This is a genomic window from Stenotrophomonas sp. GL_101, from assembly GCF_057835675.1.
Window position 1 is genome coordinate 4182950 of the sequence record NZ_CM174432.1, and the last position, 15527, is coordinate 4198476.

Below are 15527 nucleotides of genomic sequence, written 5' to 3' on the forward strand. Positions count from 1 at the left end.
CATGTCCATGGATGAACCCAAAGGGGATCGTAGCAATGACTGAGTGGTATTTCGCCGATGGCCAGGAACGCCAAGGCCCGTTGACGGCTGACGACATGCGCCTGCGTTTCCAGCGTGCGCAGATCAACCTGGCCACGCTGGTGTGGCGCGAGGGCTTCCCGCAGTGGAAGCCGCTGTCCGAGGCCGTCGACGAACTGCAGCTGCAGAACCTGGCCAGCGCCGCCGACAGCCTGGGCAGCGGCATCGACCTGCGTGGCGACTACACCGCCATCGACAACGGCACCGCGCCGCTGCCCGGTACCGGCGGCGGCACCCATTCCCCTTATACCGCGCCAGCCACCGCCGGCTATGCCGGCCAGGCCGTGGTCAGCGGCGGCGAAGTGGTCTATGCCGGCTTCTGGAAGCGCTTTGCCAGCTACTTCATCGACTCGCTGGTGGTCGGCGTGGTCAACATCCCGATCAGCCTGATGTTCAATGGCGTCGGCGCGATGTCGGGCAGCGAAACCATGGCCGTGGTGATGAGCCTGCTGGCGATGCTGGCCAGCCTGGTGGTAGGCGTTGCCTACTACGCCGGGTTCCACGCCTCCGCCGGCGGTGCCACGCTGGGCAAGATGGCGGTGGGCATCAAGGTGGTACGCGGCAACGGCGAGCGCATCACCCTGGCCCGCGGCATCGGCCGCTACTTTGGTTTCATCCTCTCCAGCCTGACCCTGATGATCGGTTTCATCATGGCCGCCTTCACCGATCGCAAGCAGGCCCTGCACGACATGATCTGCGACACGGTCGTGGTCGACAAATGGGCTTTCACCGAAACCCCGTCCCTGCAGCAGCCCGGCCTGGGCACCGTGACCCTGGTGATCCTGGTGATTTCCGGCCTGATGATGGTGGCCCTGCTCGGCGTGATGCTGGCCATGATCGGCGTCATCGCCAGCACGATGTCCTGAGCCTGCCCTCACACCGGGCCGCTTGACAGAGGCGGCCCGGACGTGATTTCTCTGACGAGGAAAGCTGAACGCCCGGCGCATACCCGGGCGTTCGGTTTATGGAAATCGCCCGCTGCCCTTCACTAATGCGGCCATTTGCTCCACCCTAGCGCCCTCCCCCGGGCTGCTGCCCACAGAAATAACTGACATGCCCAAGCACCTGCTCATCGTCGAATCGCCCGCCAAGGCCAAGACGATCAACAAATACCTCGGCAAGGACTTCACCGTCCTGGCCTCGTATGGGCATGTGCGCGACCTGGTGCCGAAGGAAGGCGCGGTCGACCCGGACAACAACTTCGCGATGCGGTACGACCTGATCGAGAAGAACGAAAAGCACGTCGATGCCATCGTCAAGGCGGCCAAGAGCGCCGACGACATCTTCCTGGCCACCGATCCGGATCGCGAGGGTGAAGCGATCAGCTGGCACATCGCCGAAATCCTGAAAGAGCGCGGGCTGGTCAAGGACAAGCCGATGCAGCGCGTGGTCTTCACCGAGATCACCCCGCGCGCCATCAAGGAAGCCATGAACCAGCCGCGCGAGATCGCCGGCGACCTGGTCGATGCGCAGCAGGCGCGCCGCGCGCTGGATTACCTGGTCGGCTTCAACCTGTCCCCGGTGCTGTGGCGCAAGGTCCAGCGCGGCCTGTCCGCCGGCCGCGTGCAGAGCCCGGCGCTGCGCATGATCGTCGAGCGCGAGGAAGAGATCGAAGCCTTCATCGCCCGCGAGTACTGGAGCATCGATGCCGCCTGTGCGCATCCCTCCCAGCCCTTCAATGCGCGCCTGATCAAGCTGGACGGCAAGAAGTTCGAACAGTTCACCGTGACCGATGGCGACACCGCCGAAGCGGCCCGCCTGCGTATCCAGCAGGCCGCACAGGGTGCGCTGCACGTCACCGACGTGGCCAGCAAGGAACGCAAGCGCCGCCCGGCCCCGCCGTTCACCACCTCCACGCTGCAGCAGGAAGCCTCGCGCAAGCTCGGCTTCACCACCCGCAAGACCATGCAGGTGGCGCAGAAGCTGTATGAAGGCATGGACATCGGCGGCGAAGAAGGCACCGTTGGCCTGATTTCGTACATGCGTACCGACTCGGTCAACCTGTCCCAGGATGCGCTGGCCGAAATCCGCGACGTGATCGCCCGCGATTACGGCATCGGCTCGCTGCCCGACCAGCCCAACACCTACCAGACCAAATCCAAGAACGCCCAGGAAGCCCACGAAGCCGTGCGGCCGACCTCGGCGTTGCGCACCCCGGCGCAGGTGGCCCGCTTCCTGACCGATGACGAGCGCAAGCTGTACGAGCTGATCTGGAAGCGCGCCGTCGCCTGCCAGATGATCCCGGCCACGCTCAACACCGTCAGCGTGGACCTCTCAGCCGGCAGCGAACACGTGTTCCGCGCCAGCGGCACCACCGTGGTGGTGGCCGGCTTCCTGGCCGTGTACGAGGAAGGCAAGGACACCAAGAGCGCCGAGGACGACGACGAAGGCCGCAAGCTGCCGGCGATGAAGCCCGGCGACCGCGTGCCGCTGGAGCGCATCAACGCCGACCAGCACTTCACCCAGCCGCCGCCGCGCTTCACCGAAGCTGCGCTGGTCAAGACGCTCGAAGAATATGGCATCGGCCGTCCGTCGACCTACGCCTCGATCATCCAGACCCTGCTGTTCCGCAAGTACGTGGAAATGGAAGGCCGCAGCTTCCGTCCGTCCGACGTCGGCCGTGCGGTGTCCAAGTTCCTGTCCAGCCACTTCACCCAGTACGTGGATTACGACTTCACCGCCAAACTTGAAGACGAGCTCGATGCCGTCTCGCGTGGCGAAGAAGACTGGATCCCGCTGATGGCGCGCTTCTGGGGCCCGTTCACCAAGCTGGTCGAAGAGAAGAACGAGTCGGTCGACCGCGCCGAGGCCAGTGGCGCGCGCGAGCTCGGCACCGACCCCAAGACCGGCAAGCCGGTCAGCGTGCGGCTGGGCCGCTTCGGGCCATATGCGGCGATCGGCAGCACCGCCGAAGACGCCGAGGACAAGCCCAAGTTCGCCTCGCTGCGCCCGGGCCAGTCGATGCACACCATTTCCCTGGAAGACGCGCTGGAGCTTTTCCTGATGCCGCGCGCGCTCGGCCAGGACAAGGATGAGGACGTCAGCGTCGGCATCGGTCGGTTTGGTCCGTTCGCCAAGCGCGGCAGCACCTATGCCTCGCTGAAGAAGGAAGACGACCCCTACACCATCGACCTGGCCCGCGCCGTGTTCCTGATCGAAGAGAAGGAAGAGATCGCGCGCAACCGGATCATCAAGGAATTCGACGGCAGCGAGATCCAGGTGCTGAACGGTCGCTTCGGCCCGTACCTCAGCGATGGCAAGATGAACGGCAAGATCCCCAAGGATCGTGAACCGGCCTCGTTGACCCTGGCCGAAGTGCAGCAGCTGATGGAAGAAACCGGCAAGCCGGTACGCAAGGGCTTCGGCAAGAAGGCGGCCAAGAAGGTGGTCAAGAAGGCCGCGGTGAAGAAGGAAGCCGCGCCGAAGAAAGCTGCGGTAAAGAAGGCACCCGCCAAGAAGGCGGCCACCAAGAAGACCGCGACCAAAAAGACCGTAGCCAAAAAGACGGTCGCCAAGAAAGCCGTGGCCAAAAAGACCGTAGCCAAAAAGACGGTCGCCAAGAAGGCCTGACGCGCGCAGGAGCGCCCGGCCATGGACAGCGGTGGCGCGCAGCGGCAGGGGGTGATCGGGAGGATAATGCAGGCCCCTGCCGGTGCCATCGCCATGAAAGAACTCACCCTGGACACTGCCCTGCCCGTGCTGCGCACCGGCGGGGTAATCGCCTACCCCACCGAAGCGGTGTGGGGCCTGGGCTGCGATCCCGGCCATGAAGGCGCGGTGCGCAAGCTGCTGCGGCTCAAGCAGCGCCCGATCGAGAAAGGCATGATCCTGGTGGCGGCCGAGTTGTCGCAGCTGGAAGGGTGGGTGCGCCTGCAGGCGCTGCCCGCAGACCGCCAGGCCGACGTGCTGGCCAGCTGGCCCGGGGCCAACACCTGGATCCTGCCCGCCGGCCCGCGCGCACCGCGCTGGATCACCGGCGAACACAGCGGCATCGCCGTGCGGATCAGTGCGCACCCGCTGGTAGCGGCGCTGTGCAAGGCCTGGGGCGGGCCACTGGTGTCCACCAGCGCCAACCTGGCCGGCAAGCCGCCGGCACGCACCCGCACCGAGCTGGACCCGGCCCTGTTGCCGTTGCTGGATGGGCTGATCGACGGTGAAACCGGTGGCCTGGCCCAGCCCACCCCGATCCGCGATGCGCTCAGCGGCAACGTCCTGCGCAGCTGAACCCGGCTTTTGCGCGGGTGCCGGCAACGCGGCACACTGTGAGCATGCGCAACGCCACCGCCCTGAGCCTGTTCCTGCTGCTGTCGTGCGCCAGCCTGCCCAGTGCCGCGCAGGACACCGGCAGCCTACGCGTCTACCGCTGCGTCGGCAGCACCGGCACGGTGTCGCTGCAGGATGCACCTTGCCGCGATGGCCACCAGCAGGTGCGCGACATGCAACGCCCGCGCGACCCCGCGCCGCGCGTGGTGCGCAGCGACCGCGACCCGACGCAAGCCCCCGTACCGGCGGCACCGCAGCGCGAGGTACGCCACGTTTACGTGCAACCGCCACAACCGCTGTACGAATGCACCCGCGAGGACGGCAGCCGCTACACCAGCGACAGCGGCGAAGGCAATCCGCGCTGGGTGCCGATCTGGACCAGCGTGTATCTGCCTTACGGCCCAGGTCCCCGCCCCCCGCATGGCGGCCACCCGCATCCACTGCCGCCGATTGCACCGATGGGGGCAGGGTCGGTACGCTCCAGTGGCGGCACGCTGTCGGTATCCGGCGGCGGCCCGCGGGTCGGCGGCAGCGTCGTCATCGGCGGCGGCAGTTCGCAGTGGGAAGGCAGCCGCCAGGCCTATCCCGGCACCTATACCGACACGGTGATCCCGGCCGGCAACGTACTGGTCCGCGACCAGTGCAATGCGCTTCCCCAACAGGAAGTCTGTTCCCGCCTGCAGGATCGCCGTTGGGAACTGGTGCGCCAGTACAACAGCGCGCTGCAGGGCGAGCGCGATGCGCTCAGCCGTGAGCAGCGTGGCATCGATGCGCGGCTGCAGCGCGACTGCCACTGAGGTGTGCGTCGGGCACGCGACTGCGAGTAGCCAAGCGCGGGGGTAACGAGCATGTTCCAATGGGTGATCCCGCGCTGCGCCGCTGGCCCTCTGCCCGAATCCAACCGATGCCCTCCTCTTACAACCCCACCGCCGGCGCACTTCGCAGGATTCATCGCCTCGGCCTGGCCGGCGCGCTGGTACTGGGCGCTCTGCTGCCCGGCGTGGTGGACACGGCATGGGCCGAGGACGTGCTGCTGTACCGCTGCACCAGTGCCGACGGCAGCCTGACCGTGCAGAACGCGCCTTGCCCGGCCGGAACCACGCAGCGCATCCAGCGTTTTGCCGCGCCGCCGGCCAGCCTGCCGGCAGCGGCGCCGTTGCCGGCGGCACCACCGGCGGATGGCACCGCCGTGCTGCAGCACACACCACTGCCGGTGCTGCAGCACGGCGGCGTGCAGACCACGGTCGCGGTGGACGCCGGTGGGGACGACATCCTCGACAGCGATGTCCTGCGCCGTCAGGCGCAACAGCAGGCGGCCGCCGAAGCGACCGCCAAACCGGCCCTGCCGGAGATCTATCAGTGCCAACGCGAAGACGGCAGCCGGTACCTGCACGAGCGCGAACCGGCGCCCCCGCACTGCGAGCTGATGACCGTCACCGGCATGGGAGGCGTCACTCCGGTCAATGCCGCCGGCTGCGAAGTCATCCGCGACCAGTGCGATGCCATTGCCGAGCCGCAACGCTGCAGCAGCTGGCAGCAGCGCTTCCGCGATGCTCGCGGCAGCGAGCGTTTCGCCGCACCGCAGAACCTGCCCGCTGCCGTCGCCGAACGCGAGCGCCTGCAGGCGCTGCTGACCGACAGCGACTGCCCGGTTCCATAAGGACCGTTGCCTAGAACCCGTTGCGCAGGAATCCGCCATCCACCGCGATGCACTCGCCGGTGACATAGCTCGACGCCGGCAGGCACAGGAAGCCCACCGCCGCGGCCACTTCCTCCGGCTCGCCGATGCGACGCATCGGGGTGCGGTCGATGACTTCCTCGTAGTAGTCCGGGTCCGACAACGGGCCGGACGTCCGCCGCGTGCGGATGTACCACGGTGCCACCGCGTTGACGCGGATGCCGTCCTCGGCCCATTCCACCGCCAGGTTGCGGGTCATCTGGTGCATCGCCGCCTTGGTCATGCCGTACACCGCGCCGCTGCGCACATGGGTCAAGCCGGACACGCTGCCGACGTTGACGATCGCCGAGGCCGCATGCCGCGCCAGCAGCGGATGGGCGTAGCGCGACAGCTCGAACGCCGAGAACAGGTTGGTCTCGAAGATCCCGCGCCATTCGTCTTCGGTGTACTCGGTGGCCGCCTTGCTGATATTGCCACCGGCGTTGTTGACCAGCAGGTGCAGGCCATCGCTGTGGTCTTCGACCCAGTCGAGGATCTCGCGGCGGTCCTCGTCATCGGACACGTCGGCGGCCAGCCCATGGATGCTGCGATCGGGAAAGGCATCGATCAGTTCGTCGCGGGCCATTTCCAGTGCATCGGCATCGCGCCCGACGATCAACACATCGGCACCGAACCCCAACAGCTCCCGGGCAATGGCCAGGCCGATGCCGGCACTGGCGCCGGTGATCAATGCGGTCTGCCCATCCAATCGCCAACGTTGCCCGCTCACATGCTTCTCCTGCGCCCGGGCCGGCGCCCGGTGATACCTGCGTGCCGCACCGTGCCGCCCGCTGCGCTCAGGATAGCGCAGCCTCTGCACGGGGGCCGCACGGACTGCCATCACACACCGGCTGGCGCGCCGGTGCGACACTGCGCTTCCCGGTCCATCGAGGCGCGTGCCATGACCCTCCGAGCTGTCCTTCCCCTGGCCGCGCTGCTGTGCCTGGCCGGCTGCAATCGCCCGGTGCCACCGCCGCCGGACAAGCCACCGGAACCGCAGGCCACCGCAATGCGCGATGCCATCCAGCAACCCATCGACAAGGCCAAGGCCGCGCGTGCAACACTGGAGAAGGCACCCGATACCCGGGCCGCCGATGACACCGACCGATAGAGCCCCCCAAGGGGTAGGTGCACGCGGTGTTTGCCTCTTGTTCCCAGGCGGGGCCAGGGTCAAGCCAGGTGCAACAGCCCAGCGTTGCGCGTTGCTGTCGCTCTGAAGAACAGCGTCACCACCAACGGTGGTGACCTACCTCAACGTCAGCGTCACCACCCACGGTGGTGACCTACCTCAACACCCGCGTTCGGCCGCAAGCGAAGCCCCTTGGCGGCCGGCAGGTCCTTGGCAAAATAAAGGAGGAGGTGACGGCCGCAGGCCGGCGCCGGGGGACATTTGCACAAGGGCCTGCCGGCCGCCAAGGGGCCCGGACGCTCGCGTGATGCCGAACGATGCCGAACGATGCCGAACGATGCCGCGATCAGCGTCACCACCAACGGTGGTGACCTACCACTCAACGGAAAGAAAAACCCAAAAAAAACCCGGCGTTCGCCGGGTTTTTCATGTCGATCCGGGAGCGGCCACGACCGACGGTCGTGGCCTACCGCATCAAAAGCCGCAGAAGCAATACGCCAGCGCCTTGACCGGGGCGCTGCTGCGCGGGTCGCGTGCGGCGTCTTCGACGAAGCGCAGCTGGGTGTCCAGCTCGGGCATCGAACGGGCCAGCATCAAGCGCGCCATGCCCGACTCGCCCAGCATCCACGCACCGGCATGGCTGCCGGCGAATCCGCTCATGAACTGCGCGAACGGCGTAGCGCCCTTCTCGATGTAGCGCACGCGGATCTTGTCCACGCCACCCAGCTTGGCACGGCTGGCCGCATCGGCGACGGCGGCCTTGAGGCCACCGAACTCATCGACCAGACCGCGTTCCTTGGCCTGCGCACCGCTCCAGACACGGCCGCGGGCCACTTCATCGACCGCGTCCACCGGCTTGTTGCGTGCCTGCGCCACCTTGCCGGTGAAATCAGCGTAGCCCTTGTTGATCACCGACTGGATCACCTGGCCCACGGCCGGGTCCATCGGCCGGGTGATGTCGAACGCACCGGCGAAGCGGGTGGTGCCCACGCCATCGGTATGCACGCCGATCTTGTCCAGCGAACGGGCCACGTTCGGAATCATGCCGAAGATGCCGATCGACCCGGTGATGGTCGACTCGTCGGCATAGATGCGGTCGGCATTCATGCTGATCCAGTAACCACCGGATGCAGCCAGATCCCCCATCGACACCACCACCGGCTTGCCGGCGGCCTTGAGCGCGACCACTTCGCGGCGGATCTGCTCGGAGGCGAACACTTCACCGCCGGGCGAATCCACCCGCAGCACCACGGCCTTCACGTCCTTGTCGTCGCGCGCTTCGCGCAGCAGTGCCGAGGTCGACACCCCACCGACGCGACCGGCCGGCAGGTCGCCACCGGCGATTTCGCCGGCCGCCACGATCACCGCCACCTGCGGACGCGAATCCACCGGCGAACGACGCGTGTCCAGCACCGACAGGTAGCCGTCCAGATTCACGCTGCGGAAACCACCGTCGGCATCTTCATCGGCCACGCCGCGATCGGCCAGCAGGTCGTCCACTTCTTCGCGGGTCTTCAGCCCGTCCACCAGCTTCTGCTGCAGGGCGAACTTGGCCAGGTCGCCACCGGCGGCGGCGATGCCTTCGGGCATCGTGTCGATGCCGGCGGCCAGCTGCGCGGGATCCACCTTGCGCGCCTTGGCGATGTCACCCAGATAGCGCTGCCACACATCGTTCATCCAGAACAGGTCGGCTTCCTTGGCCTGCGGCGAGGCGGCATCGAGCACGTACGGCTCGGCGGCGGACTTGTACTCGCCCACCTTGAACAGGTGCACGTCCACGCCCAGCTTGTCCTGCAGGCCGGCACGGAAGTACTGGCGATAACGGCCGAGGCCTTCCAGCACCACGCCGCCCATCGGGTCCAGGTAGATCTCGTTGGCCTGCGCGGCCAGCAGGTACTGCGACTGGCTCATGTTTTCGCTGAAGGCCACCACCTGCTTGCCGGACGCGCGCAGCGCCTGCAGCGCGGACGCCACTTCACGCATGGAGGCAAACCCGCTCGGCTGCAGCTTGTCCAGCTGCAGCACCACGCGCTCGATCTTCTTGTCATCGCGTGCCGCTTCGATGGCGCGGATCAGGTCACGCAGCTGGATTTCCTCGGCACCGTTGTCACCGATTGCCTTGGCCAGCGCGCGGCTGACCGGATCGGCGCTGAACTGCTCGACCAGGCGACCTTCCGGCGCGATCACCAGCGTGGTGCGGTCCTGCAGCGATTTGCTCGCACTGGCGCTCTTGCCCATCGCAAAGACGAACAGGATCAGCACCAGCAACAACAGGCCGAAGAACATCAGGTTGAGGATCAGCCTGCGGGTAAAGTTCATCACATCCCACAGCCCGATGAAGAAGCTGGCGACGGGGTTGCGACGCACGGGTTGGTTCATGGGGAAAACTCCAATTGGCATCTTGCCGTGGGGCCAGCATAGCCGCTACCGGTCGGGCCGGCATCGGACACAAGTCAGGGGTCATCCGGCAGGGATCAGCCTGCCGGGGGCAACGCGATACCGACCCGGCGGCTGCTTACGCGCAGGCGCCAGGCCATCAGGATGGCGGCGGCGGTCAGGCCCAGGATCAGCCCCAGCCACATGCCCTGCGGGCCCATGCCCAGCCCCAGCCCCAGCCCGGCGCCGAGCGGCATGCCCAGGCCCCAGTAGGAGAACATGGCGATGAACATCGGCACGCGGGTGTCCTTGAGCCCGCGCAGTGCACCGGCCGAGAGCACCTGGACACCGTCGGGGAACTGGAACGCGGCCGCATACAGCAGCAGCGTGGAGGCCAGCGCGGCCACGCCCATGTCGGCGGTGTAGACCCCGACGATGGCGTCGTGGCCCAACAACAGCACCAGCGCGGACATCGTCTGGGTGCCGAGGATGATCACCAGCCCGGCGATCGCCGCGCGGCGCACGCCCAGCCCGTTGCCGCTGCCGACCGCATGGCCCACGCGCACGGTGGTGGCTTCGGCCACGCCCATCGGGATCATGAAGCACAGCTGGGCCACGTTGATGGCGATCTGGTGCGAGGCCGCTTCGGTAGCGCCCAGGCGCCCGATCAGCAGCGCGGTGACGATAAACAGCCCGCCTTCCATCAGCACGGTGATGCCGATCGGCAGGCCGGTCCGCAGCAGGTCCCAGATCGCCGCCCAGCGCGGCGGCTCGAAATGCGAGAACAGCTGCAGGTGGGCGAAGCGCTTGGTCCTCCACAGGTAGCCGGCAAAGCACAGCGCCTGGATCCACATCATGATCGCCGAGGCCATGCCCAGGCCTTCGGCGCCCATTTCCGGGAAGCCGAACTTGCCGTAGCAGAGGACATAACCCAGCGGCGCCAGCACCAGCAGGCCGCCGAAGCCCAGGATCATGGTCGGCAGCGTCCAGTGCATGCCCTCGCTGAGGTAGCGCATGCAGAAATACAGGGTGAGTGCCGGGCCGCCCCAGCGCACCGCATGCAGGAACGCGGTGGCACCGGGCACGATGTCCGGGGCGATGCCGAAGGCCGGCAGCAGCGGCGGCACCACGGTGAGGAAGGTGAACATGATCAGGCCCAGGCCCAGCGCCAGCCACAGCGCCTGGCGGAACAACGGGCCGATCTCGCGCTCGCGGCCGGCGCCATGCAACTGCGACACCGAGGCGGTGAGCGAGATCAGGGTGCCGATCGGAATCAGCATCGGCAGCCACAGCAACGCGGTGCCGATGGTGACCGCCGCCAGCGTCTGGGTGCCGTGGTGGCCGGCAATGACGTTGTCGACGAAGGAAATCAGGCCGGTGGAGACATGGCCCAGGACCAGCGGCAGCGCGAGCAGGCCGGTGGCGCGCACTTCCTGGGAAAGGCGCGGGGTTGTAGTTGCGATGGACATGGGGATCACAGACGGCAACTACGGTCGCGCGCGGAGGGCACAGGCACCGGGTTGCAGCGCGCCATCTTACGCGCGCGGCATGACAAAACCCACGATGGCCGGTGAATGTGCCGATTGCGACGCGGACAAATGCGTCAGTGCCCGACGTTCTGCTTCAACCAGGCATCCCGGGCGGTCGGGGCGAGGGCGAGGAACTGCGCACGGACCTGCTCACGTTCCTGCGGTGGGGTGCGCTGTGCCACCAGGCTCAGCTGGGCCAGCTGGTCCACGCTGAGCTGGTGCAGGATCGCCAGGACCGGCTCGCGCTGCTCGGCCGGCAGGTAGCCGAACAAGCCCTGCAGCTTGGGGAAGGACTGGCCCAGCTGAGGGCCCAGCAGCCAGCCATCGCGGAAGCGCTGGTCCTGTTCGGCAAACCGCTGGCGCAGCGCCTGCTGCTGCGCGGCAGGCAACGCCGCCACGCGATGCGCCGCCTCACGGATGCGGGCGCGCTCGGGTTCGGGCAGGGCCTGCCAGGCCGCGTAACGGCTGCGCAGTTCGCGCAGCTGGGCCGGGTCCAGCGCCGCCGACGTGGCCGGGATGGCCGGGCTGGTGGTGGGCATGGGTACCGTGCTGGTAGAGGCTGGCAACGGCAGCGCGAGGGATTCGGGGGCGGCATGGGCAAGCCCGGCCAGGCCGAGGCCCAGGCCCAGGCCAAGCGCCCTGCTCAACAGTCGCTTACTCATCGGCGGTGGTCTCCAGGCCAGCGGTTGCCGGTTCGGGGCGGCTGGGCTGCGGTTGCGATTCGTCCACCGGCACCGGGCCGCCCGCGGCGAACCAGGCATACAGATCGGCATCGCGGGCCAGCGGCAGCGCCGGGTCGGCCAGCATCGCCGCATCGCTGGCGGCGTGCGCCGGATCGGCCGGGGCGGTGAGCGGAAGTTCCTCGGCGGGCAACGGCTCCACCTGCACCGGGCCGGTCTCGGCCACGGCACCGTCGGGCGTGCTGGTGGTCAACCCGGTCACGGTGCGCGCGTGCTTCCACCAGGCCGCGCCACCCAACAGCACGCCTGCGGTAATCGCCACGATCAGCAGGCCTTTCCAGGGCACGCGCGGGCCGTGCCGACGCGCCCGGGGGCGGCCGGCGCGGGCATCGGTCCTGGCCGGGGTACGCCAGGACGAGGCGGCGTCGGGCGCCGAGGCGGGCGGCGCGACGGGCTGCTGCAGCCGCTGCAGGCGGCCGACCGGCAGCTCACGCAAGCGCTGCTGCACCGTTTCGGCCAACGCCCGCCAGGCACCGGCATCGGGCTGGCCCTGCGCATCACGGGGACAGGCCTCGGCCAGCGCCTGTTGGTAGTCGGCCACGGGCAGGTCAAGGATCTGCGCGGCGGCCGCTTCGTCCAACCCACCGCCAATCCGCAGCAGCAGGGCCAGCCGTGCGGGCGGGGCCAGCGCCGACAGATGCGCCAGTTCCGGCACCCAGTGGCCCCCGGCGGCGGGCAGGCGGATCGGGTTGCGGTGGGCCAGCAGGATCCAGAAGCGGTCCGGCCATTGCGCCATCGGCACATCGCTGGCGATCCCGGCGAAGGCGCGCATCACCGCCACCAGGGCCTGCTCGGCTACGGCCGGATCGCCACACTGCAGCTCAGCCACGACCAGGGCGCGGCGCTCAACGCCACGCAGGAACGCCGACAGCGCACCGGCTGCGGTAGAAGAAAGGGGGGCCGTCGCAGCCGTCATAGCAACTCCATCATTTGCCGAAATGATAGCGATTGCGCCGGCAATCGGGCGTGCCGATGTGGGCCACGTGTGAAGAGATTGCGGCAAATCCGCCGCAGGTCGCCGCGCAGGTTGTGCACAGCATCAATTGAAACCGGGCTGGAAGGGGGTATCGACACCATCCCCTCCATGTTTCAGCTTTGTTTCACAGCCATCTTGTTGTTTTTATTGACTATTGTTATGTGGCTATTTTTTGACCAAGTTAACCGGGAGGTCGGAACTTCCTGACCCATCGCCCCGGAAAAGAGAGTGGCGCACAGACTTATCCACAGAAGATGTGGATAAGCCTGAATCTCTCGACAGGACAGATATTTAGCCGCTATTTAGGTTGCAGCACGCTACGCCGGGACCGTGCCAGCCGTCGTCCCGGGGTATGGAACGGGCCGCTACACTGCTGCCATGCCCAGTTCCGATCCGGCCCCGATCCTGTCCCTCGACGGTGGCCCTGCCCCCCTGCTGAATGCGCCAACCGTGCAGGTTGCGCTGCCCCTGCCCCTGCCGCACTGGTTTGATTACGCCCCGCCCCCGGGCCAGCCCCCGCACCCGGACATGGTCGGACGCCGGCTTCGGGTGCCGTTCGGCTCGCGCGAGCTGGTCGGCGTGGTCGCGGCGATCGGCGAGGTCGCCGATGGCGGCAGCCTGCGCACCGCGCAGGAATGGGTCGACACCACGCCGCTGCTCGGCGGTGAACTGTGGTCGTCACTGCAGTGGCTGGCGCGCTACACCCACGCGCCGCTGGGTGAAGTGATCAGCACCGCGCTGCCGGCGCCGCTGCGCAAAGGCGAGGCCGTGCCCGATACCCACCGGTCGGGCTGGCAGTTGACCGCCGAGAGCCAGGCCCAGCGCGCGCGCCTGCGCGCCGGTACCCGTCCGCAGCGGCTGGCCGCGCTGCTGGCCGACGGCGCGATCGACGAAGACGTGCTGGATGCGCAGATGGACGACTGGCGCAGCGCGGCGCGCGCGCTGGCCAAGCGCGGCCTGGTCGAACGCATCGCGCTGCAGCACCAGGTGCCGGTAGCGCGGGCCAGCGCCGGCCCACCGCCCAACCCCGAGCAGGCCGCCGCGATCGAGGCGATCACCGCCCACAGCGGCTTTGCGGCGTTGCTGCTGGATGGGGTCACCGGCAGTGGCAAGACCGAGGTGTACCTGCAGGCGATCGTCGCCTGCCTGGCCCGCGGCCGCCAGGCGCTGGTGCTGGTGCCGGAAATCGGCCTGACCCCGCAGACCCTGTCGCGCTTCCGTACCCGGTTGGGCATTCCGGTGCACGTGCTGCACTCGGGTTTGAACGACAACGAACGCGCGCGGGTATGGGCCGCGGCCGCACGCGGCGAAGCGCAGGTGATCGTCGGCACACGCTCGGCGGTGTTCACCCCGTTGCCCAATGCCGGGCTGATCGTGGTCGATGAAGAACACGATGGCAGCTACAAGCAGCAGGATGGCATCCGCTACCACGCGCGCGATTTCGCCCTGGTGCGGGCCAAGGCGCTGGACGTGCCGGTGGTACTGGGCAGCGCCACGCCGTCGCTGGAATCGCTGCACAACGCACACGCCGGGCGCTACACCCACCTGCGCCTGAAACAACGCGCCGGCGATGCACGGCCACCGCGCGTGCGCGTGCTGGACGTGCGCAAACGCCCCCTGCGCGACGGGCTGTCGCCCGAGGTGCTGCAGGGGATTGCCGAGCACCTGCAGGCCGGCCACCAGGTGCTGGTGTTCAAGAACCGCCGCGGGTACGCGCCGGTGCTGCTGTGCCACGACTGCGGCTGGACCGCACCGTGCCAGCGCTGCGATGCGCCGATGACCGTGCATGCCGGCGGCCGCCGGCTGCAGTGCCACCACTGCGGCGCGCGCCAGTCCGCGCCGCTGGCCTGCCCCGATTGCGGCAGCCTGGCGCTGCAGCCGCAGGGCATCGGCACCGAGCGGCTGGAAGAACACCTGGTCGAGGCGTTTGCCGATTTTCCGGTGATCCGCATCGACCGCGGCACCACCAACCGCCGCGATGCGCTTGAAACCCAATTGGCCGCGCTGGGCGACCGCGCCGGCATCCTGGTCGGCACGCAGATCCTGGCCAAGGGCCACGACCTGCCCAAGCTGACCCTGGTGGTGGTGGTGGGCATCGACGAAGGACTGTTCTCGGCCGACTTCCGCGCCAGCGAGAAACTGGCCCAGCAGCTGATCCAGGTCGCTGGCCGCGCCGGCCGCGCAACCGACCCCGGCGAGGTCTGTCTGCAGACCCACCACCCGGGCCATCCGTTGCTGGAGACGCTGGTCAACGGCGGTTACCACGCCTTCGCCGACGCCGAACTGCAGCAGCGCGAGGCTGCCGGCTTTCCACCGTTCGCGCACCTGGCGCTGCTGCGCGCCGAGGCGCAACAGGTGGAACACGCCAATGCGATGCTCAGCGCGGTACGCGGGCTGATCCCCGACGATGCCCCGGTGGAACGTTACGGCCCGATGCCGGCACCGATGCCGCGCCGTGCCGGCTACCAGCGCACCCAGCTGCTGCTATCCGCGCCGGCGCGTCGCCCGCTGCATGCGGTGCTGGACCTGATCACCCCGCAGATCCATGGGTTGCCGCAGGCGCGCAAGGTGCGCTGGTCGCTGGATGTGGACCCGACCGATCTCTACTGAGGCGCCCGGCCCTGTGCGGACCAACGGTCCGCACCTACACCGCCACGAACGATGGGTGCGTGCCGACCGTGCACCCGGCAACCCTCGGTGGGTGTCGACCGTGCACCCG

12 protein-coding genes are annotated in these 15527 nt (G+C 68.2%); 7 read left to right on the top strand and 5 right to left on the bottom strand.

Features of this window, described 5'->3' with window-relative positions; genetic code table 11:
* The first annotated feature begins 35 nt into the window (after positions 1-35).
* The 5 genes from AC3IR9_RS18415 (at position 36) to AC3IR9_RS18435 (ending at position 6001) form a co-directional block, all read left to right on the top strand.
* The gene (locus AC3IR9_RS18415; RefSeq protein WP_489292550.1) at positions 36-944 is read left to right on the top strand and encodes an RDD family protein; all 909 of its coding nucleotides are present in this window, start codon (positions 36-38) and stop codon (positions 942-944) included.
* Positions 945-1131: 187 nt separating this feature from the next.
* Positions 1132-3648, top strand: coding sequence for a DNA topoisomerase I (locus tag AC3IR9_RS18420; RefSeq protein WP_489292552.1), 2517 nt, complete (start codon positions 1132-1134; stop codon positions 3646-3648).
* Between the two features lie 93 nt (positions 3649-3741).
* Complete coding sequence (tsaC, locus tag AC3IR9_RS18425; protein ID WP_489292553.1) at positions 3742-4302, top strand: L-threonylcarbamoyladenylate synthase type 1 TsaC; 561 nt, start codon at positions 3742-3744, stop codon at positions 4300-4302.
* A gap of 44 nt (positions 4303-4346) precedes the next feature.
* Entirely contained in the window at positions 4347-5138 is a 792-nt protein-coding gene (locus AC3IR9_RS18430) for a DUF4124 domain-containing protein (RefSeq protein WP_489292555.1), read from the top strand.
* Between the two features lie 107 nt (positions 5139-5245).
* A complete protein-coding gene (locus AC3IR9_RS18435) occupies positions 5246-6001 on the top strand; it encodes a hypothetical protein (protein ID WP_489292556.1) in 756 nt (251 codons plus the stop codon).
* Positions 6002-6011: 10 nt separating this feature from the next.
* Here the strand turns inward: AC3IR9_RS18435 and AC3IR9_RS18440 are convergent, their stop codons facing one another.
* Positions 6012-6788 carry an SDR family oxidoreductase gene (locus AC3IR9_RS18440; protein WP_489292558.1) on the bottom strand — a complete coding sequence of 259 codons (777 nt, stop codon included), beginning with the start codon at positions 6786-6788 and terminating at the stop codon, positions 6012-6014.
* A gap of 171 nt (positions 6789-6959) precedes the next feature.
* Here AC3IR9_RS18440 and AC3IR9_RS18445 point away from each other — a divergent pair, with 171 nt between their 5' ends.
* Positions 6960-7169 (top strand): hypothetical protein, encoded by a 210-nt coding sequence (locus AC3IR9_RS18445; RefSeq protein ID WP_489292559.1) that lies wholly within the window; start codon positions 6960-6962, stop codon positions 7167-7169.
* Between the two features lie 492 nt (positions 7170-7661).
* Here the strand turns inward: AC3IR9_RS18445 and sppA are convergent, their stop codons facing one another.
* The 4 genes from sppA to AC3IR9_RS18465 all read right to left on the bottom strand — a co-directional run bounded on the left by sppA (position 7662) and on the right by AC3IR9_RS18465 (position 12748).
* Entirely contained in the window at positions 7662-9566 is a 1905-nt protein-coding gene (gene sppA, locus AC3IR9_RS18450; RefSeq protein WP_489292560.1) for a signal peptide peptidase SppA, read from the bottom strand.
* Positions 9567-9661: 95 nt separating this feature from the next.
* Positions 9662-11032, bottom strand: coding sequence for an MATE family efflux transporter (locus AC3IR9_RS18455; protein WP_489292561.1), 1371 nt, complete (start codon positions 11030-11032; stop codon positions 9662-9664).
* 134 nt (positions 11033-11166) lie between these two features.
* Positions 11167-11754 carry a DUF3106 domain-containing protein gene (locus tag AC3IR9_RS18460; protein WP_489292563.1) on the bottom strand — a complete coding sequence of 196 codons (588 nt, stop codon included), beginning with the start codon at positions 11752-11754 and terminating at the stop codon, positions 11167-11169.
* The gene (locus AC3IR9_RS18465; RefSeq protein ID WP_489292565.1) at positions 11747-12748 is read right to left on the bottom strand and encodes a hypothetical protein; all 1002 of its coding nucleotides are present in this window, start codon (positions 12746-12748) and stop codon (positions 11747-11749) included. The genes AC3IR9_RS18460 and AC3IR9_RS18465 overlap by 8 nt, the downstream gene beginning before the upstream one ends.
* A 495-nt stretch (positions 12749-13243) precedes the next feature.
* On the opposite strand from AC3IR9_RS18465, the gene AC3IR9_RS18470 reads away from it, so the two are divergent.
* Positions 13244-15418 (top strand): primosomal protein N', encoded by a 2175-nt coding sequence (locus AC3IR9_RS18470; RefSeq protein WP_489295897.1) that lies wholly within the window; start codon positions 13244-13246, stop codon positions 15416-15418.
* Positions 15419-15527 lie beyond the last annotated feature (109 nt).